15 protein-coding genes are annotated in these 18988 nt (G+C 68.8%); 11 read left to right on the forward strand and 4 right to left on the reverse strand.

Translation table 11 applies throughout. The annotated features are described in order from the left end of the window. Positions 1-230 precede the first annotated feature (230 nt). Both HNR00_RS00125 and HNR00_RS00130 read left to right on the forward strand, forming a co-directional pair. Positions 231-1397, forward strand: a complete 1167-nt coding sequence (locus HNR00_RS00125; protein ID WP_183564193.1) for a multidrug effflux MFS transporter — start codon at positions 231-233, stop codon at positions 1395-1397. Between the two features lie 79 nt (positions 1398-1476). Then, positions 1477-1989 (forward strand): DoxX family protein, encoded by a 513-nt coding sequence (locus HNR00_RS00130; RefSeq protein WP_183562972.1) that lies wholly within the window; start codon positions 1477-1479, stop codon positions 1987-1989. Here the strand turns inward: HNR00_RS00130 and HNR00_RS00135 are convergent. Continuing rightward, positions 1946-3409 carry an MFS transporter gene (locus HNR00_RS00135; RefSeq protein WP_183562975.1) on the reverse strand — a complete coding sequence of 488 codons (1464 nt, stop codon included), beginning with the start codon at positions 3407-3409 and terminating at the stop codon, positions 1946-1948. The genes HNR00_RS00130 and HNR00_RS00135 overlap by 44 nt on opposite strands. 259 nt (positions 3410-3668) lie before the next feature. Between HNR00_RS00135 and HNR00_RS00140 the strand changes: the two genes are divergently transcribed. After that, positions 3669-4562, forward strand: coding sequence for a DUF3313 domain-containing protein (locus tag HNR00_RS00140; protein WP_183562977.1), 894 nt, complete (start codon positions 3669-3671; stop codon positions 4560-4562). 36 nt (positions 4563-4598) lie between these two features. Here the strand turns inward: HNR00_RS00140 and HNR00_RS00145 are convergent, their stop codons facing one another. Beyond that, positions 4599-5534, reverse strand: a complete 936-nt coding sequence (locus tag HNR00_RS00145) for a glycosyltransferase family 2 protein (protein ID WP_183562980.1) — start codon at positions 5532-5534, stop codon at positions 4599-4601. Positions 5535-5780: 246 nt separating this feature from the next. Then, a complete protein-coding gene (locus HNR00_RS00150) occupies positions 5781-7697 on the reverse strand; it encodes a cation:proton antiporter domain-containing protein (protein WP_183562983.1) in 1917 nt (638 codons plus the stop codon). 271 nt (positions 7698-7968) lie between these two features. On the opposite strand from HNR00_RS00150, the gene HNR00_RS00155 reads away from it, so the two are divergent. The 4 genes from HNR00_RS00155 to HNR00_RS00170 all read left to right on the forward strand — a co-directional run bounded on the left by HNR00_RS00155 (position 7969) and on the right by HNR00_RS00170 (position 11245). After that, positions 7969-9177 carry an ATPase gene (locus tag HNR00_RS00155; RefSeq protein WP_183562986.1) on the forward strand — a complete coding sequence of 403 codons (1209 nt, stop codon included), beginning with the start codon at positions 7969-7971 and terminating at the stop codon, positions 9175-9177. 50 nt (positions 9178-9227) lie between these two features. Further along, positions 9228-9881 carry a glycoside hydrolase family 25 domain-containing protein gene (locus tag HNR00_RS00160; RefSeq protein ID WP_183562989.1) on the forward strand — a complete coding sequence of 218 codons (654 nt, stop codon included), beginning with the start codon at positions 9228-9230 and terminating at the stop codon, positions 9879-9881. A gap of 61 nt (positions 9882-9942) precedes the next feature. After that, complete coding sequence (locus HNR00_RS00165) at positions 9943-10794, forward strand: AAA family ATPase (protein ID WP_183562992.1); 852 nt, start codon at positions 9943-9945, stop codon at positions 10792-10794. A 52-nt stretch (positions 10795-10846) separates the two neighbouring features. Next, the gene (locus tag HNR00_RS00170) at positions 10847-11245 is read left to right on the forward strand and encodes a hypothetical protein (RefSeq protein ID WP_183562995.1); all 399 of its coding nucleotides are present in this window, start codon (positions 10847-10849) and stop codon (positions 11243-11245) included. Positions 11246-11320: 75 nt separating this feature from the next. Here HNR00_RS00170 and HNR00_RS00175 read toward each other — a convergent pair whose 3' ends face one another. Next, positions 11321-12301: a catalase family peroxidase gene (locus HNR00_RS00175; RefSeq protein WP_183562998.1), complete on the reverse strand. Its 981-nt coding sequence runs from the start codon at positions 12299-12301 to the stop codon at positions 11321-11323. Between the two features lie 245 nt (positions 12302-12546). Between HNR00_RS00175 and HNR00_RS00180 the strand changes: the two genes are divergently transcribed. From HNR00_RS00180 to HNR00_RS00195, 4 genes are all read left to right on the forward strand, one after another. Further along, positions 12547-13527 (forward strand): aldo/keto reductase, encoded by a 981-nt coding sequence (locus tag HNR00_RS00180; protein ID WP_183563001.1) that lies wholly within the window; start codon positions 12547-12549, stop codon positions 13525-13527. Then, on the forward strand, positions 13524-14054 hold the full coding sequence (locus HNR00_RS00185; protein WP_183563004.1) for a SixA phosphatase family protein: 531 nt from the start codon (positions 13524-13526) through the stop codon (positions 14052-14054). Before HNR00_RS00180 ends, HNR00_RS00185 begins: the two co-directional genes overlap by 4 nt. A gap of 155 nt (positions 14055-14209) precedes the next feature. Continuing rightward, entirely contained in the window at positions 14210-15364 is a 1155-nt protein-coding gene (locus HNR00_RS00190; protein ID WP_183563007.1) for a hypothetical protein, read from the forward strand. A 338-nt stretch (positions 15365-15702) separates the two neighbouring features. After that, on the forward strand, positions 15703-18975 hold the full coding sequence (locus HNR00_RS00195; protein WP_183563010.1) for a glycosyltransferase: 3273 nt from the start codon (positions 15703-15705) through the stop codon (positions 18973-18975). The last annotated feature ends 13 nt before the right edge of the window (positions 18976-18988 follow it).

The following is an 18988-nucleotide window of genomic DNA, read 5'->3' on the forward strand; positions in this document are numbered from 1 at the left end:
GGAGGGGACCCGTGCTTGCCGTTCGGGAACGATCCCCGCGCACGGTGCCTTTCCGCACCGACCGCGCCCGACGCCGCTCCCCACAAGCGGCCGGGTCATCCCGGCCGCCTCAAGGCATCGCATCCGTGACCCCCTCCCCCCGGCCCGCTCCCGGCAGCGCGACGCCCGCCGCCGGGCCGCCCTGGTCGGGGCCGGGCTTCGCCGAGTTCGTTGGCATCGTCGCGCTGATGATGGCGGTCACCGCCATGTCGATCGACAACCTGCTGCCGGCCTTCCCGCTGATCCAGCAGCGCTTTGCCGTTCAGGACGCCAACAGCCTCCAGCTCCTCGTCTACGTCTACATGATCGGCTTCGGGCTGGCGCAGATCGTCTACGGGCCGGTCTCGGACGCGCTCGGGCGGCGCAGGGTGCTGCTCGCGAGCCTCGCGATCTACGCCGCCGGCTGCGGGCTGGCGATGGTGGCGCCGAGCTTCGAGTGGCTGCTCGCCTCCCGCGTCATCCAGGGCATCGGCGCGGCGGGGGGAAGGGTGCTCTCCACCGCGATCGTGCGCGACCGCTTCGCGGGGCGCGAGATGGCGAGCGTGATGTCGCTCATCATGATGGTGTTCCTGATCGTGCCGATGCTCGGGCCGGCCATCGGCGCGACGATGCTGCTGCTCGGCTCGTGGCACTGGGTGTTCGTCTCGATGCTGGCGCTCGGGGGCATTCTCGCCCTGTGGTTCGCCGCGCGGATGCCGGAGACGCTCCATCCCGAGTATCGCCGGCCGCTGTCTTTCTCGGCGACGCTGCAGGCGCTCGGCACCGTGCTGCGCACCCGCGTCGCCATCGGCTACGCCACGGCGCTCGGGCTGATGACCGGCTGCATCATGGGCTATGTCGGCTCGGCCCAGCAGGTGTTCGACACCGGACTCTACCATCTGGGGAGCCTGTTCCCGGCCGCCTTCGGACTGGTGGCGGGCGCGATGGGCGCGGCGACGCTGGTCAATTCCCGCCTCGTGCGGCGGCTCGGGATGCGCAGCCTCTCGCATGCCGGCGTCACCGCCTTCACCGCGGTCGGGCTCGTGCAGGTGGGGATCGGGCTCGCCTATCACGGACAGCCGCCGATCGCCCTGTTCCTCGGGGTGCTGGCAGCCAACCAGTTCCTGATCAGCTTTGTCATGCCGAACTTCAACGCGCTGGCGCTGCAGCCGCTCGGAGCCATCGCCGGCACCGCCTCGTCGTTCCTCGGCTTCTACACGACGATGCTGGGCGCCTTTTGCGGCTGGCTGATCGGGCGCGCCTTCGACGGCACGGTGATGCCGGTGGCGGTCGGCTATGCGGGCCTGGGCGCCCTCTCGCTTCTCGTCGTCGCCTGGACCGAGCGGGGGCGCCTGTACCGGGCCGGGATTTCCGGTTGATGGTCGGGTCCGCTTAACCGGCGATTCAGCCTGACAGGACACCGTTCCGGGACTGCTTTCCTGCCTCGGAGCGTCCCCCGTGTTCGGTTCTGCCCAGAACGGCGTGCTTCTCGCCGCCCGCCTCCTCATGGCCGCGGCGCTCCTGCCGACGGGGATCGCGCGGGCGCTCAACGTCTCTGGCTTCGCGCTCACGCTCGCGGGCGCGGGCTGCCCGGCTCCGAACGCGGTGGCGACGGCCGCTGTGATCGTGCAGGTGTTCGGACCGCTCGCCCTGATCCTCGGGGTGATGCCGCGGGTCACCGGGCTCGCCATGGCGCTGTTCGTGGCCGCCATGGCCGCCCTGCTGCATCCGTTCTGGCACTATGTCGGCGGCAGCGCCGTGACCGAGCGCAGCTTCTTCCTGGCCGATCTCGGGCTCGCCGGCGCCTTCCTGATGTACGCCATGACCGGCCCCGGCGCCTGGAGCTGGCAGGGCTATTTTGCGCGTTCTGGCCGTGGGCCCGAGCCGGCCCGGGCTCCGGCCCGGGCGGCTGCGAAGAACGCGCCGGCTAAGCGCGCGGGCGGTCGGGCGCCGGCGCGGGCGGCGGCGTGAGAGAGGGACGCGTCGAGGCCGGCCCGTCGCCGCTCACGCGGCGCTGACCCGACACCTCGGCGCCGGCATCCGGCGCGAGCCGCCGGAACACGAAGAACGAGCCCGCCGAGATGACCGCCACCGCGAGGAAGGCGATCGAAAAGTCCTCCGTCCGGATGCCCGAATGGCCGTGCCAGGAGGCCGCCCCCTCCAGCGCCAGGGCGCCGATGGAGACGCCGAGACTGAGCGAGAGCTGTTGCGCGACGCTGGCCAAGCTGGTCGCCGCGCTCATCTCCCGCGACTCGAGATCGGCATAGGCGATGGCGTTGACGCAGGTGAATTGCAGCGAGCGCACGCAGCCGCCGAAGAGCAGCACGCAGACGATGATCCAGTGCGGGGTCTGCGCGGTGAACAGCCCGTTGATCGCCAGGAAGGCGGAAGCGATCAGCGCGTTCGTCACCATCACCCGGCGGAAGCCGTGAGCCCGCAGGATGCGGGGACCCACGATCTTGATGAGCAGGGCGCCGGCGGCCGCCGCGAAGGTGATCAGCCCCGAATGCAGCGGATCGAGCCCGAAGCCGATCTGCAGCATCAGCGGCAGCAGGAAGGGAATCGCCCCGGTGCCGATGCGGAACAGGCTTCCCCCCGTCACCGCGGCCCGGAAGGTCGGATAGCGGAGAAGGTCGAGGCGGATCAGCGGGTGCGCGGTCCGCCGGGCGTGGCGCAGGTAGAGCGCCATCAGCACCGCGCCGGCGCCCATGCAGCCCCAGGACACGCCGTCCGGCAGGAGATGGCGCCCGGTCGAGGCGAAGCCGAGCATCAGGAGCGCCAGCCCGGCGCCCGAGAGCAGGAAGCCGATCCCATCGAGCGGCGGGCGCTCTTCTTCCCGAATGTCGCCGATATAGAGCGTCGCCAGAACGATCCCGGCGAGGCCGATCGGGATGTTGATGAAGAAGATCCAGCGCCAGTCGGCATAGGTGGTGATGAAGCCCCCCAGCGGCGGCCCGAGGATCGGGCCGATCAGCGCCGGGATCGTCAGGTAGGCGAGCGCCCCGACGAGTTCGGATTTCGGCACGGAACGCAGGATCACGAGGCGCCCGACCGGCACCATCATGGCCCCGCCGATCCCTTGCACGAAGCGGGCGGCGACGAAGCCGAGGAGCGAGTTGGAGGCCGCGCAGGCCAACGAGCCTGCCATGAAGACGCACAACGCCGTGCGAAAGACGTTGCGGGCGCCGTAGCGGTCGGCGGCCCAGCCCGAGACGGGGATGAAGATCGCGAGGCTCACGAGATAGGCGGTGAGCGCGAGCTTCAGGGCAATCGGGTCCTCGTTCAGGCTCGCGGCGATGGCCGGCAGCGCCGTGGCGATCACCGTGGAATCGGTGTTCTCCATGAAGAGCGCGGTCGCGACGACGAGGGGGACGATCTGGGCGGGACGCATCGGCGGAGACAAGCGCGGGGCGGGCGGATCGGTTGCAACGCGACGGGGATCGAGGCAAGCGCCGGAGCCACCGGAAACAACGTTGCCGAACGGTCACAGACGGCCGGATACGGGGCCATCGAGGCGGCACGGCCGCACGGCGTCCTTCCGGCGGGGGGCCGCTAAGGCTAGGCTTGCCGCCAGAGACGACATACCCCTTCCGCCCCTGGCGGGGCGGCGCTCCTCGGGCGCCCGCTCCGTCCATCCGCGAAAGAGACTGATGCTGCGGTCGCAATCCTCCCGCTCGCCCGTTCGGGCGGTGCGCCTCGGGCTGGCCACGGCCGCTTTCGGCCTGCTCGCCGGCTGCGGCGACGTGGTGCTCACCGACGGGCGCTCGCTGTCGCGGGCCGACCAGTTCGTGACGAGCGACGCGGTCGCCTCCGAGTCCAAGCTGTTCATCGACCCGACCCTGCCGCAGACGGTCCGCACCGTGCGGATCGTGCCGACCGTGTTCACGCAAGCCGTGTCCGGCCCCGGCCTCGACGCGGTGGAGCGACGCCTCGTCGCCAACGCCGCCGACCGGGCACTCTGCTACGACCTCTCGCTGCGCTACGACATCGTCTCCTCGGGCCGCGCCGACCTCACGGTGCGCTCGGCGATCACCCGCATCGACCTCACCAACGTGCCCGCGGCGGGCGCCACCATCGCGGCCTCGACGGCGATCTCCATCGCCGGACAGGTCGGCGTGGGCTTCGCCAACACTGTCGGCAAGGTGCCGGTGCCGCGGGTGCCGCTCGGGCTCGGCAGCCTGACCATCGAGGCGGAGGCGCTCGACGCGCGCAACCGCCAGCGCGCCGCGATGATCTGGGGCGGCGCGGCCAACGCCTTCACCAACCAGGCCCGCTTCTCGGCGGCCTCCGACGCCTACGACCTCGCGGGCGAGTTCGGCCAGGATTTCGGCTCCTACCTCGCCACCACCAAGGACCCCTTCCGGGGCGAATTGCAGATCCCGACCTACGACCGCATCCGCATCACCACGCTGGGCGAGGCGCCCCTCGATCCGGATTGCGACGCCTTCGGTCGCGCGCCGGGCATCGACGGCATCATCGGCGATTCCCTGGGCCTGCCCCCGGACTGGACCGACCGGGGACCGGACGCCCGGCCGTCCCGGTAGGGCGGCGACGCGGCGCGACGGATCGCGCGGCACCTTTCAATCGAGCGGATAATCCAGCCCGAGCACGGTCGATGGCGCGGCGCCCGGCTGCATCTCGTCCAGATCCCTCTGGAAGGGATATTCCGCCGCCACGCGCGCTAGGCGGGCCTTGAACGGAATCGTCCTGGCGTTCGGCGTCTTGAAGCCGGCGATGTAATCGGCCTCGGACATCAGGAAGTAGGGGACGAGATGGCGGCCCCGCCCCTTTCGGGCGATCAGGTCGGTCAGGTCCTCGCGGGAGAACGACTTCACGCGCCCGGCCAGCTTCTGCCGCGCCGAGCGCAGGAGGCTGGCATAGGGCCGGTTGTGGAAGTGAAGCAGCGCGATGCTGCGAACCGTCTCGGACGTGCCGTTGACCGCCTGGCCGTGGTGGAAACCCGTGTCGAGGGACTTCAGGGTTTCCCTTTCGAAGAACGACTTGCGTTCGTTCTTGAAGTAGAATTTGTCGATTTCGGTCGGATGGTTATTGTACGTCCCGCGAACGTACTTGGCCGACCCGGTTCTCGGCAACGCTTCCAGGACGCCCAGAACGGCGCCGTCCGAAAGGTCGACAGCATTCTTGTCGTTGACGGCGACGATGAATTCGTCGCAATCGAGGAAAATGAAGTAGGTGTAGTCCGGATCGCTTTTTTCGAGCTGGCGGACCTTGGACTTGAAGACCTCGCCCTTCTTCTCGAAATGCATGTGCGTCTTGCAATCCAAGATCACTTGGGCGCCGGCCTCGCCGGCCCGGGCCACGATCCCGAGCGTTTCCTCGTCCGTGCTTCCATTGTCGAAGACGTACAGGTTTTCGATCCCGAAGAGATCAGCGTGATAGCGGATCCAGCTGTCGAGCATCCTCCCTTCGTTCTTCTGCATCATCAGGCAAGCGACTTTCACCGACACCATCTCCCATCCGAGCTCCGGCAGGCCGCGCCTGCTCGGATCGTCCACCTTCGTCGCCGAGCACTTCGAGATCCGTTCCCGAGGCGGATGCCCGATACACCGATGAAGGGATGGGCATCGCCGGGCGGCCCTCTCCGAAGCGTCGTGCGGAATGCCGCCGGTGACGCTCGCCGACCTCACGATCCGCCGATATACACGCAGTGCGGCCTCCTCCCATAGGCCCGGGACCACACGGATTAAATGTGTCCTCCGATCGTCACGCCGTCCCGGCCGGACGGGCGAGGTCGGAGGCCCTCACGCGCTCCGGCTCACCGGCTCCGACGGCTTGCCCTCGCGCGGCGCGGCCGGTTCGGGCGCGATCCCGCTTCCCTTCCCGCTCTCCTTGCCGCTCTCCTTGCCGACGGTGCGGCGGGCGCGGAAGACCGGGCGCTGGTCCGCCTCCTTGCGCTTGAGCATGGTCCGGTACTCGTCCCGGCGCTCGTGGATCGAGGCGATGACGTGGCCCATCGGCACGCCGACATCGACGAGCAACGCCTCCGAGAGCTGGAGCGAGGCCTCGATCGTCTCCGGCACCGCGTCGGTCACGCCCATCTCGTAGAGCTGCGTGGCGTGGCGGGCGTCGCGGGCACGCGCCACGATGGTCAGGTCGGGCCGCTCGGCGCGGGCGGCCTGCACCACCGCCTCGACGGCGCTCGGATTGTCGAGGGTGACGACCAGCGCCCGCGCCGTGGCGATGTCGCAGCGGCGCAGCATCTCGGTGTTGGCCGAATCCCCGAAATAGACCGGGCTGCCCAGCCGCCGCTGCTCGGTGACGCGGGCCGGATCGGCGTCGAGGGCGAGGTAGGGGATGTCGTGGCGTTTGAGCATCTCGCCGACGAGCCGCCCGACCCGGCCGAAACCCGCCACGATCACCCGGTTCTGCACCGTCTCGGGCACCGGCTCGGCGCGCGCCCGGCCGAGCTGCGCCTTCGAGACGCGCCGGCCGACGCGACGCCCCAGCGCCGCGAGCGCGGGGATCGCGATCATGGTGACGGTGGTGACGATCAGGGCCGCCCCGCCGACGGGCTCCGGCACCAGCCCCGCGATCATGGCGCCGCCGATGAGCACGAAGGCGAACTCGCCGCCGGGGCCGATCAGCAGCGCCGTCTCCAGGGCGACGGGGCGGGGGATCCCCATGAAGCGGGCGCCGGCCAGCACCACCGCGCCCTTGATGGCCAGGAGGCAGAGCGCGAGGCCGAGGATCGCGCCGGGCGCGGCGAGAAGCTGGGCCGGATCGAGGCTCATGCCGACCGAGACGAAGAACACCCCGAGCAGCAGACCCTTGAACGGGTCGATCGTCGCCTCGATGGCGCGGCGATACTCGGTCTCAGCCAGCAGCAGGCCGGCGACGAAGGCCCCGAGCGTCATCGACAGGCCGCTCGCGGCGGCCACCAGCGCGGTCGCCACGATGACGAGCAGGCAGGCCGCCATGAACAGCTCGGGCGAACGGGTCAGCGCCACGAGGTGGAACAGCGGGCGCAGCGCGACGCGGCCGGCGACCACGATCAGCGCCAGCGCCACCGCCGCCTGACCGAGCGCCAGGGCGAGCGCCGCGCCGAGATTGCCGCCGTCGTTGCGGCCGAGCACGGCGATGGCGAACAGGATCGGGGCCACCGCGAGGTCCTGGAACAGCAGCACGGCGAAGCTGGTGCGGCCGGCGGGCGTGCCGAGCCGTTTCTGCTCGGCCAGGACCGGCAGCACCACCGCGGTGGAGGAGAGCGCCAGCGCGAGCCCGACCAGCACCGCGCCCGCCACCGGCTGTTCCAACACCACGAGGATCGCCGCGATGATCCCGGCCGAGGCGATCACCTGGATCGAGCCGAGGCCGAAGACGAGGCGGCGCAGCACCCGCAGGCGCTCCCAGGACAGCTCGACCCCGATCATGAACATCAGGAAGATGACGCCGAATTCGGCGAGATGCGCGATCTCGGAGCGGCTGCCGATGGTGACGGCACCGAGCCAGGGATGGTTCTCGGCGAAGCGGCCGAGGCCGAACGGCCCGAGCAGGGCGCCCGCGCCGATGAAGCCGAGCACCGGGCTCACCCGCAGGCGGTGGAACAAGGGCACCACCACGCCCGCGGTGACCAGAAAGAGGATCGCCTCCTTGTAGCCGCCCGCCTGCGCGCCGGCCTCGGCGGCGATCTGGGTGGCGGCCTGCACGGGAACGGTCATCGAGGGATCACGCTGGGGCCTGTCGGTGAGGGTCGGGGCTTGCCACAAGGTCTGCCGCCATCATGGGCGGCGGGTCCACGCGGGGGCAACCGATTTCATCCCGCAGGACGATCGCCTCGCGAGGAATCCCGCGCTGCGGCAATCGGCAACGCCTTCGTCCACCACTCAAAGGGCGAGCCGGCACAACTTCGGCACAATGCACGCTTACGCTTGAGTAACGCGATGTTAGGGAATGGCCCGTTCGCCGCCCCGCAGAGGCCCGTCGAGATCCATGTTGAGCAAGCCGCCGAACCGGGACGTCGCGCGGGAACGGCGCGAATGGGCGCTCGACCAGAGCCGGTGGAAGCACGAGCGCGCCGTCGAGCGCGGCTACCGCATCAAGTGGGGCTACGTCGGAATCGCCTACCTCGTCGAGTTCATGGTGATCGGCGCCTCGCTGGCGGGGGCGTGGCTGTTCGCAGATTACTACAGCGACGGCGACAACCGGGCCTTCTACTTCATGCTGCTGGCGCCGCTGGTCTACGCCGCGGTGGAGCTGTGCCGGGTGCCGCTCGGCATCCTGGCGCGCACCCAGCGCTCGTGGTTCGTGAAGGGGCTCGCGATCATCGGCATCGTGTTCGCGGCGGGCGTGACGACGAAGTCGGTGTCGCAGCTCGGCGAGATGATGTTCCATCCCCGCCTGATGGACGCGGCCAAGGCCAAGACCGCCCTCAAGGACGCCCAGGCCGACCGCGACAGCATCGACACCCGGATCGCCGCGGCCAACGCCCGCGTCGAGCAATACGCGACGGAGCTGGAGCAGATCGAGAAGCGCTCGGCGGAGAACGCCTCGCAGCTCGCGGGCCTGCCGGCGCAGCGCTGCGAGCGGGTCTACGGCACCAACAGCCGGGGCGTGCGCTACTCGAACCTCAAATGCGTCACCGATCCGCGCACCGCGACCCTCAACGCCGCGGTGTCCAAGGCCGGCACCGACCGCGGCGCCGTCGTCAAGGAGCTGGAGGAAGCACGGAAAGCCCGCGGGCTGCTCGATCGGGGTGCCGCCGACCGCAAGGTGGCGGATGCCGAACAGACCTACCGCAACGCGGTCAACCGCTCGCAGCTCCACTCCTTCACCGCCATGGTCTACGGCGTCGATCCGATCGAGGTGAGCGACGCGCAGGTCCACGCCTTCCTGCGCATCTTCGTGTTCGTGCCCGCGCTCTGCGCCGCCTTCGCCTCGACCATCCTGGCGCTCTCGGCGGTCTCGGTGCGCAAGACCTTCATGGACGAGGACGATCTCGGCGCCGCGGTGAGCGCGGAGGCCGCGCCCTACCTGCTGGCCACGGTCGCCGAGACGGTGCGGCAGGAGATGGCGACCAACCCCCTCCGGCCGGCGGCGGCGCGGGAGGGCTCGGTCATCCCGCTCGACCGCCGCACCGCCCCGACGGTGCCGCCGGGCCCGCCCGCCCCCGTGCCGGCCACCGCCGGCGCCTCCGCTTAGGTCTTCCCGCGCACGTCTAACGGCGCGAATCTTCCGATGAGTGTTCGGTCATGAGCATCCTCACCGACGGCACGCACGAGAACATCGTGCTGGCGCAGAGCGTGAACAGCCGCCTGCGGGCGGAATCGCGCATGACCTCCGCCCGGGCCTTCCTGCTGCAGGCAACCGGGGCGGGCGCGTTCGTGGCGCTCGCCGGCCTCGGAATCGGCCTCGCCTCCTACGGCTACGCCTACATGAACCAGTTCGACTCGGCCGCCGAGAAGATCGCGACTGCGATGCAGACGGCGCTCGCCGACGTGACGCTCAAGACCAAGGGCGAGGTGACGCTCACCGACACCACCCTCAAGCTCGAAGGGCTGCCGGCCCCGCGGGCCGAGGCGGTGCCGACCCCGACCAAGGCGCAGCTCGGCGCCGAGGCCACCCCGGCCTCGAAGGCCCCGGTCAACACCACCTTCACGGTGTTCAAGCAGGTGCCCTATCTCGACGGGCAGATCGTGACCGGCTGGAACTTCAAGGCCAACGAGGACCGGCCCTACCAGCAATATTGCTACTTCTCCCGCCGGTCGAACGAGACGAAGGGGCAGGTCGAGATCAAGATCGACCTCGCCATGGACGGCCGGACCCTGCCGCAGCCGCAGAAATCGGACGTGAACCTCGGGATCCTCGCCACCAACTGCGTGTGGCACGACGGGAAGACGCTGTAGGCTTGCGGCGGCAGAACGGGACGCGTAGGGCGACGGACACGCCCTTGCATCGGAAGCCCCCATGCGATTCACCGGAACCGACACCTACGTCGCGCCGCCCGATCTCACCACCGCGGTCAACGCCGCGATCGTGCTGGAGCGTCCGCTCCTCGTGAAGGGCGAGCCCGGCACCGGCAAGACGGTGCTGGCGGAGGAGATCGCCAAGGGGCTCGGGGCGCCGCTGCTGACGTGGAACGTCAAGTCGACGACCAAGGCGCAGCAGGGGCTCTACGAGTACGACGCGGTCTCGCGCCTGCGCGACTCGCAGCTCGGCGACCCGCGGGTGTCGGACATCGCCAACTACATCCGCCGCGGCAAGCTGTGGGAAGCCTTCACCGCCCCGGAGCGGCCGGTGCTGCTGATCGACGAGATCGACAAGGCCGACATCGAGTTCCCCAACGATCTCCTGACCGAACTCGACCGGATGGAGTTCCACGTCTACGAGACCGGCGAGACGGTGCGGGCGGCCGTGCGCCCGATCGTCATCATCACCTCGAACAACGAGAAGGAGCTGCCGGACGCGTTCCTGCGGCGCTGCTTCTTCCACTACATCAAGTTCCCGGACGCGCAGACGCTGCAGGCCATCGTCGAGGTGCATTATCCGGGCATCAAGCACCGCCTCGTCGAGGAGGCGCTGCGCGTCTTCCTCGAGACCCGCGAGGTGCCGGGCCTCAAGAAGAAGCCCTCGACCTCGGAACTCCTCGACTGGCTCAAGCTGCTGGTGGCCGAGGACATCTCGCCCGAAACCCTGCGCGAGCGTGACGGCCGCAAGCTGATCCCGCCGCTGCACGGGGCGCTGCTCAAGAACGAGCAGGACGTCGGCCTCTTCGAAAAGCTCGCCTTCCTGATGCGGCGGGATGGGAGGGGCGGGTAGACAATCAAAACCTTAGCGCTAAGAGTCGTATGTATTTGACTTGGAAAAAACGATGAGTATGTTCCTGGATGCAAAAGATGTATTTTTGATATTTATCGGATTTGCGCTCAATTTAGCCGCAGCAGCTGTCTATACATGGTGGGGAGCAAGATCGCAGAAAGCTAAGGCGACATCCGAAGAAAATACCAACGTATGGAAGCGGCGAATCAATAGCAAAGATATTAATGATAGAACCGATGCGTTCTTCGAAATAATTATCAGATCATTTTACTGGCTGATTGTTGGAAATATGCTTTTTGCAGCCTCGGGTCTGGCCTGGGTTCTAGATTTGACTGGAATCGATGGATTTCAGTCTGTGTTTGCGTCAGCAACATCTTTCATTGCTTTATTCTTCTTTTGGATTTCCCTAAAATGGCTGAGGATGTATTTCAAATTAAAAACTTCGATTTGAAATATAAATAATTCCAGATATGCAAGTCATAATTGGCAGGGCGGAATTGCCGCCCTGCTCGCTGATACCAAATTATCAATTCGCCCGGCGCGAGACCGAGACCGCGTAGGCCGGCGAGCGGATCGCGAACATCGGGTCGTCGCTCGGGCCGGCCACGCCCTCGGGCAGGTCCACCACCGGATCGAAGGTGCGGGCGTCGCAGGTGGCGTCGGGCTCGATGGCCGTGATCGAGAGCGTGCCGAGCGTCTCGGCCTTGCGCTCGTCCTCCGGCCACGCCACCGTCGGGTCGCTGGTCGTGTCGCCGGGCTGCCCCAGGACCGCGACGAGGTCGAACTTGGCCGGGCCCTTGGCCAGACGCTCCTTCAACTCGTCGGCGTAGAAGCTGTCGGGCTTGGCCTTCAGCTCGTCGTCGGAGAGGCCGGCCTTGTCGGCGGCGACGAACTTGAGCCGGGCGGTCTTGGTCTCGCCCCCCGCATTGGTCAGCGTGTAGGCGTGGACCGCCCAGTAATCGACGCCCGCGAAGCTCGCCGGCACCGGGCGGGCGTTGAGCCACGCGGCCTGGCGCGTCGTCTCGGGATTGGCGGCGGCGAAGGCCTTGACCTTCTCGGCATCCGGCTTGCCGTCCGGGCCCGGCGCCCGGACCCGCACGAATTCGAGGAGTTGCGCCGGGGTCTTGGCCGAGAAGACCGGCGCCGAGATCGTCACGAACACCATGTCGCCGGCCTCCCCGCTCATCCGCACCGAGAGGCCGCGGGTGACGGGCTTCACCTTGTCCGAGACCTTGGGGTTGCTGCCGCCCATGGAGAAGCGGGCGGTCACCGGCACTTCCTTGGCGAAATGCGGGGCCTTCGACAGGGTCGCCGCGCCGGAAGCCGGCGCGAAGCTGCCCTTGAGGCAGACGCCCTTGGCGCCGCTGGCGCGCACGCCCGCGTGGTTGCCGCCCGCCGCGAACTGCCCGGCGACGATCGCCGCCGGGTCAGTCTCCTCCGCATGCGCGGCCGTGAGGAGGCAGGCGGTCGCGGCGAGGCCGCCGAAGAGCGCGCGGGTTCGGCTCATGGTCGTGGTGTCCCCTCACTTTGGAATCGCGCGAAATTGCGCATGGCCACTCGTGAATTGCGCGCAATCTTTTTGCAAGCGCCTTGGTCGTCACGGGCCCGTCATATCGCTCGAAAAGATCCGCCCCCGCCGCAAGCCTCACGCTTGCCGCAAGCCCCGCGCTTGCCACAGGGCCGGGCCGCGGTGACGATCGCCGCGACCGCCCCAATTAAGGGCGCGTCGCCCTCCCGCGCGGTGCCATTCGCATGAAGACGAAGAAACTCGGCCGCACCGGCCTCGACATCTCGCCGCTCTGCCTCGGCTGCATGACCTACGGCGTGCCGGAGCGCGGGCCCCATCCCTGGACCATGGGCGAGGAGGAGAGCCGGCCGCTGATCCGCCGGGCGCTCGACCTCGGCATCAACTTCTTCGACACCGCCAATTACTATTCCGACGGCACCTCGGAGGAGATCGTCGGGCGCGCGCTGAAGGATTTTGCCCGCCGCGACGACATCGTGCTGGCGACCAAGGTCTATTATCCGCTCACCGACCGACCGAACGCGGGCGGCCTGTCCCGCAAGGCGATCTTTGCCGCCATCGACGCCTCGCTGAAGCGGCTCGGCACCGACTACGTCGATCTCTACCAGATCCACCGCTGGGACTACGACACGCCGATCGAGGTGACGCTGGAGGCGCTGCACGACGTGGTCAAGGCCGGCAAGGCCCGGACCATCGGCGCCTCGTCGATGTACGCGTGGCAGTTCTCCAAGGCGCTCTACACCGCCGACCGCAACGGCTGGACGCGGTTTTCCACGATGCAGAACCACCTCAACCTGCTCCACCGCGAGGAGGAGCGGGAGATGATCCCGCTCTGCGCCGATCAGGGCGTCCCGCTGATTCCCTGGAGCCCCCTCGCCCGCGGCCGGCTGACCCGCGACTTCGACGAGGGCAGCGCCCGGCAGGAGAGCGACCTCGTCGGCAAGGGTCTCTACGACGCGACGGTCGAGTCCGACCGCAACGTGGTCGAGGCGGTGGCCGGGATCGCGCGGGCGCGCGGCGTGTCGCGGGCCCAGGTGGCGCTCGCCTGGGTGCTCCAGAAGCCGGGGGTGGCCGCCCCGATCGTCGGCGCCTCGAAGCCGGGCCATCTCGACGAGGCGATCGCCGCCCTCGACCTCGCCCTCACGGCGGACGAGATCGCCGCGCTGGAGGCGCCCTACGTGCCGCACGCCGTGGTGGGCTTCAAATGACCCGCCGCCTGCTGCTCCTGCGCCACGCCAAGTCCGCCTATCCGCAGGGCGTGGCCGATATCGACCGGCCGCTCGGCCCCCGCGGGCGCGAGGCCGCCCCGCTGATGGGCGCCTACATCGCCGGCGAAGGCCTGCGGCCCGACCTCGCCATGGTCTCGCCCGCGCGGCGCACGCAGGAGACCTGGGCCGCCGTGCGCCCCTTCCTCGACGGGACGCGCGAGGAGACCGTGCCCTCGATCTACGAGGCGCCGTCGAACCGCATCCTCGCCGCGATCCGCTCCGCGCCCGACGCGGTCGGCACCCTTCTGGTGATCGGCCACAATCCGGGGATCGGCGAGGCGGCGCTTCGCCTCGTCGGCGAGGGCGAGAGCGACCTTCGGCGCGACCTCCGCGAAAAATTCCCCACCGCGGCGCTCGCGGTGATCGCGTTCGAGGCCGAGCACTGGACGGCGATCGCGGACGGGGCCGGGACGCTCCTGCGCTACGTGCGCCCGCGCCAGCTCGCGGCGGAGATGGAGGACGATTGAGGCGCAAGGGACTTCGAAGCGACGCCGCGGCGTGACTCCGCCGCGCCGCATGGGTTAGGCCTCCGGACAGGGCGCATAGAACCGTCCGGAGGCCTCCGCCGTTTCCGACCGAAGCCGCGCCGAGAGCGCCCGCAGATCGCCCGACGGGGAAAGTCTTGCTCCTCGAAGCCCTCCTCGTCCTGACGATGCTGCCGCGCGAGGCCGGGACGGCGGGCCGGGCCGCCGTGCAGGCGGTGCAGGCACGGCTCCCGCCGCGGCCGGCCCCGGAGGCGGCGCCGGCCCCGCCGCCGAGCCTCAGCCTCGTCGCCCGGGCGGTGTCGAACTGGCGCGAACAGGCGGGCGACAACCTCGCGCCGCTCTCGCTGGCCTTCGTGGTCCGCCACGCCGCGACCGAGCCCGGCTTCGTCGCCCGCTGCGTGCGGCTCAACAATTACTGGTGCGTGAAGCAGGCACGCTGGTCGGGCGAACTCGGCGGCGACGCGGAGGGCCATACCGGCTTCGCCACCGCCGCCGACGGGGCCGATGCCGCGGCCCAGCTCCTGCGCCGCTACTATCGCGGCTACGGCCGCCGCACCGCACTCGCCATCGTGCGGCGCTGGGCGCCCGCCGAGTGCGGGGCGCCGCGCCCGGCGGCCCGCGCGGCCCCGCAGGCCGGGGCGGTCTCGTCGGCTATCGCGCCGCAGGGCATCGGCCGGACGCTGCGCGCCCGCTTCCTGGCGCGGCACGGTCGGGGCGGCGTGGCGCGGGCGGCGCCGGTCGCGGTCGGCTTGAGGGTTCAGCCCTGGTCGGCGCGCGCGCGTCTCGCCGGCCATCCCGGCCGCATCCCGGTGCCCCGGGCGGCGGCGCTGCCGCCGCTCAGGCCCTCCGCCGATATCGCGACCGGCCTGACCGCCGGGACGAGCGCCCGTCCGGGGACGGCCTCCGCCGGTTCCGCTCCCCGCGCCGCGGCGGACCCCGCCGCGCTGCTCGCGCCGAATCGCCTCGCGGCGGAGGCCGCCGCCCTGCCGCCGCTCGCCGCCCTGCCGAAGGGAAGCCTGCTCGACCTCTCCATCCCGGCCCCGCTCTGCGCTGGCGACGAGACGCGCATCCGCAACTATGCCGCACGCATCGCGGGCAGCGTCGGCGTCGGACCCGAGGACGATCTGCGGTTGTTCGGCGAGGACGGCGGGGCGGGAGAAAACCTCCTGCCGGTGATGCGGGCGATGTCGGCGGTGGAACTCGGCACGCTGCATGCCTCGCGAGATCTGATCGCGGCGGCCGTCGCGCGTCTTCGGGATCGTCCCGCCGCGGCCGCGGCCGCGGAACCCTAGGCTGAGAGCGGCTTTCAGGTCGCGGAACGCAGCATCGATCCGATCACGGCCCGCACCCTGCACGCAAGACTATTATCGTCGAGCGCAATATCTCGTAAGAAACTAACCAATACCTGTCTCAATATCACCTCGATCCGTAGATATTGATATCGGATACTCAGTCATTCGTCGCTTGACCGAGCGGATCGGTTCCCATACTGACGGTTACGCCGGTTGTCGACATCGGGGGCGTGGTCGGCCGCGGCGGCGCGAACCCTCGAAACGACATCCAAACCTCCTGTCGACAGGGCCATCGGGACATGACCATCCATCGCGCTCAGGAAGATGCGAAAGGCCATGTGGCGTCCTACAAGATCTGTTCCGACAAGACGATCGAGTTCATCCAGGCCGGTGCACCGGATATCGAGGCTTCGGTCATCCTGCGGGATCGTTACGGCTTCCAGGAGACCGGCGTCACCCTGAGCCGTCGCGCCCTCGACCGGAAGACGGTCAACCATCTGGTCACGACCGACAAGGGCCTGATCTGGCGGCTCGTCGAGACGCCGACGGGCGCGCGCATCGGCAAGAACGTCCGCAACTGGACCCTGACCGGAAGCGACACCTACTTCATCTTCACGGAGAACGACCTCGCCGGGGGCGGCCAGCCCGCCAATGCCGTGGTGCGGCTGCTCGACCCGCTCGGCGGCGAGGACCTCGCGGTGGAGCCGCGGCAGCCCTACCTGTTCTCGGCCCTCGTCGCCGCCCATCGCTGCGAGGCCCGCTTCGTCTTCCAGTTCCTCGATGCCGACGGGCAGACCCTCCACCGGCAGATCCACGACGTCGCCACCGTCCGCCGGGGTGGGGCGCGGATCGAGGATTATCAGCCCGTGGTCGTCCGCCTCGACGTCCCCGCCGCCGCCGCGGGCCTGCGCATCCTGGTCGAGAAGGGACCCAGCACCAGCCAGACCAACAGCTACCTCTTCCTGGCCAAGCCAGCGCTGGCCGTGGAGGTCGAGGATCCGATCGTCCTGTCGAGCGAGTTCCTCCGGCTGACCCGTGAGGAGGGTCCCGCCCAGATGCTGGCCTACACGGCGAAGCTGCCGCTTCTCGCCTTCGAGGGCCGCAAGGGCACCAACGACATCGCCATCGTCATCGGCGAGCAGGAGCACGTGATCAAGAATGCGATCTCGTACGGGTTCGATTTCAAGATCAACGAGTTCCGGGTCAACTTCGATCAGATCAACGTCTCGGTCTCGCGCAATTCGGCGAACCATACCTACGTCAAGCTCGGCGCCTATATCGACGAAGAGCTGATCGGCCAGCTCGATCTGATGCTCGGCACCGATCAGATCGGGCACAGCCTCAAGATCGACCGCAAATACTTCGACGGCCAGTACCACCTCGTCTCGATCCGGAACATGGACGACGGCACGGTGCTGCATCACACGACCGTGGTGCTCGACTTCCAGATGACCCCCTGGGAGGCGCTGCAGACCTACGCCAAGAAGCCCTTCGACACGACGCTGTCGCCGCTGGCCGCCTATCACCTCAAGTCGTTCCGGAGTTGGCACCGCGACCCGCGGGACGCGGAGCGCATCCCGAACCTCTACGCGCTGCAGGAGACGCTGCTCGACGGCATCCGCAAGCGCGCCAGCTACCGGCCGATCGCCTTCCCCGCGGTCGAGACGCCCGATGTCAGCATCGTCATCCCGCTGCACAACAAGTTCGAGGTGACCTATCTCTGCCTGTCGGCGCTTCTGTTCGCCTACACGGCCTACAGCTTCGAGGTGATCGTCGTCGACGACGGCTCGACCGACACGACCGTCTCCATCGCCGAGATCGTCTCTGGCCTCACCTGCCTGCGCAACCCGACCGCCAAGGGCTTCGTCGAGAGCTGCAACCGGGGCGCCGCCGCCGCGCGGGGCCGCTACACGGTGTTCCTCAACAACGACACCGAGGTCACCGCCCACTGGCTCGACGAACTGATCCACGCCTACGAGGATTTTGACGAGGTGGGCCTCGTCGGCTCCAAGCTGATCTACCCCAACGGTGCGCTGCAGGAGGCCGGCGGCGTCGTCTGGGGCAGCGGCAACCCGTGGAACTACGGCCGCAACCAGAACAACCACGACCCCAAGTTCAACTACCTGCGCCAGGCAGACTACGTCTCCGGGGCGGCGCTGCTGATCGATTCCGGCCTGCTGCGCGAGATCGGCTATTTCAGCCGCGAGTTCATCCCCGGCTATTTCGAGGACACGGACCTCGCGATGAAGGTGCGCAACGCCGGCAAGCGCGTCCTCTACGTGCCGAGCTCGGTCGTGGTGCATTACGAGGGCCAGTCGTCGGGCACCGACGTGTCGTCCGGCATGAAGAAGTTCCAGGAGGTCAACCGGCCCAAGTTCAAGAAGAAGTGGGTGAGCCTGTTCAAGGACCACGGCCGCGAGGGCGTCAACGTCGACCGGGAGAAGGACCGGCACGTGCGCCAGCGGCTGCTCGTGATCGACAACCACTATCCGATGGTCGACAACGACGCGGGCAGCTACGCCGCCTTCCAGGAGATCCGGCTGTTCCAGAGCCTGGGCATGAAGGTCACCTTCCTGCCGCTCAACCTCGCCTTCATGGACCGGCACACCCGGGTCTTGCAGAAGATCGGCGTCGAGTGCCTGTACGCGCCGTTCGTCACCGACATCTCGGCCTTCATCCGCGACCGCATCGGCGAGTTCGATCTCGTCTACGTGACGCGCTACTATACCTTCGGCAGCGTCATCTCGCTGATCCGCGAGCATTCGCGCGCCGTCAAGGTGATCCTCAACCTCGCCGACCTGCACTTCCTGCGGGAGATGCGGGCGGCCAAGGCGCAGGAGCCGAACTACAGCATCGAGGGCGCGATGGAGACCAAGCGCCGCGAGCTGGAGATGATCGCCGAGGCCGACCTGACGCTGAGCTATTCCGACGTCGAGCTGACGGTGCTGGAGAGCCATCTCCCGGCGGCGAAGCTCGGGCGGGTGCCGTGGGTCGTCGACATGCGCGCCGACCTCAAGCCGAGCTTCGCCGACACCAAGGACATTCTGTTCCTGGGTGGCTTCGGCCATCCGCCGAACGTCGAGGCGGCCCGCTTCTTCGTGTCCGAGGTGATGCCCGAGCTGCTGGCCCGGGACCCGTCGATCGTCTTCCACATCGTCGGCAGCAACCCGACCAAGGAGGTGATGGACTTCGCCTCCGACAGCGTGAAGGTGCACGGCTACGTACCGGATCTCGAAGCGGTGCTGACCTCGACCCGCGTCTTCGTCGCCCCTCTCCGGTCCGGGGCGGGCATCAAGGGCAAGGTGCTGGAGAGCCTCTCCTACGGGCTGGCCGGCGTGTTCTCGCCGATCGCCATCGAGGGCACGGGCCTGTCGGACTCGCTCGACTGCCTCGTCGCCCAGACCAATCAGGATTGGGTCGAGCAGGTGCTGCGGCTCTATTCCGACGAGGATCTGTGGGAGCGCATCAGCACGGGTGCCCTGGCGCGCGCCAAGCGGTTCTCGTTCGAGCACGCCCGCGACGAGTTGCAGAAGACGCTGGCGACGGTCGACATCTACACGACCAAGGACGGCCTGCATTACCAGCGCGTCCGGCCGCGTTCCTACCTCTGACGCCCCGATGACA

Origin of the sequence: Methylorubrum rhodinum, assembly GCF_014199935.1 — a bacterium.
In the GTDB taxonomy this organism is placed as follows: Bacteria; Pseudomonadota; Alphaproteobacteria; order Rhizobiales; family Beijerinckiaceae; genus Methylobacterium; species Methylobacterium rhodinum.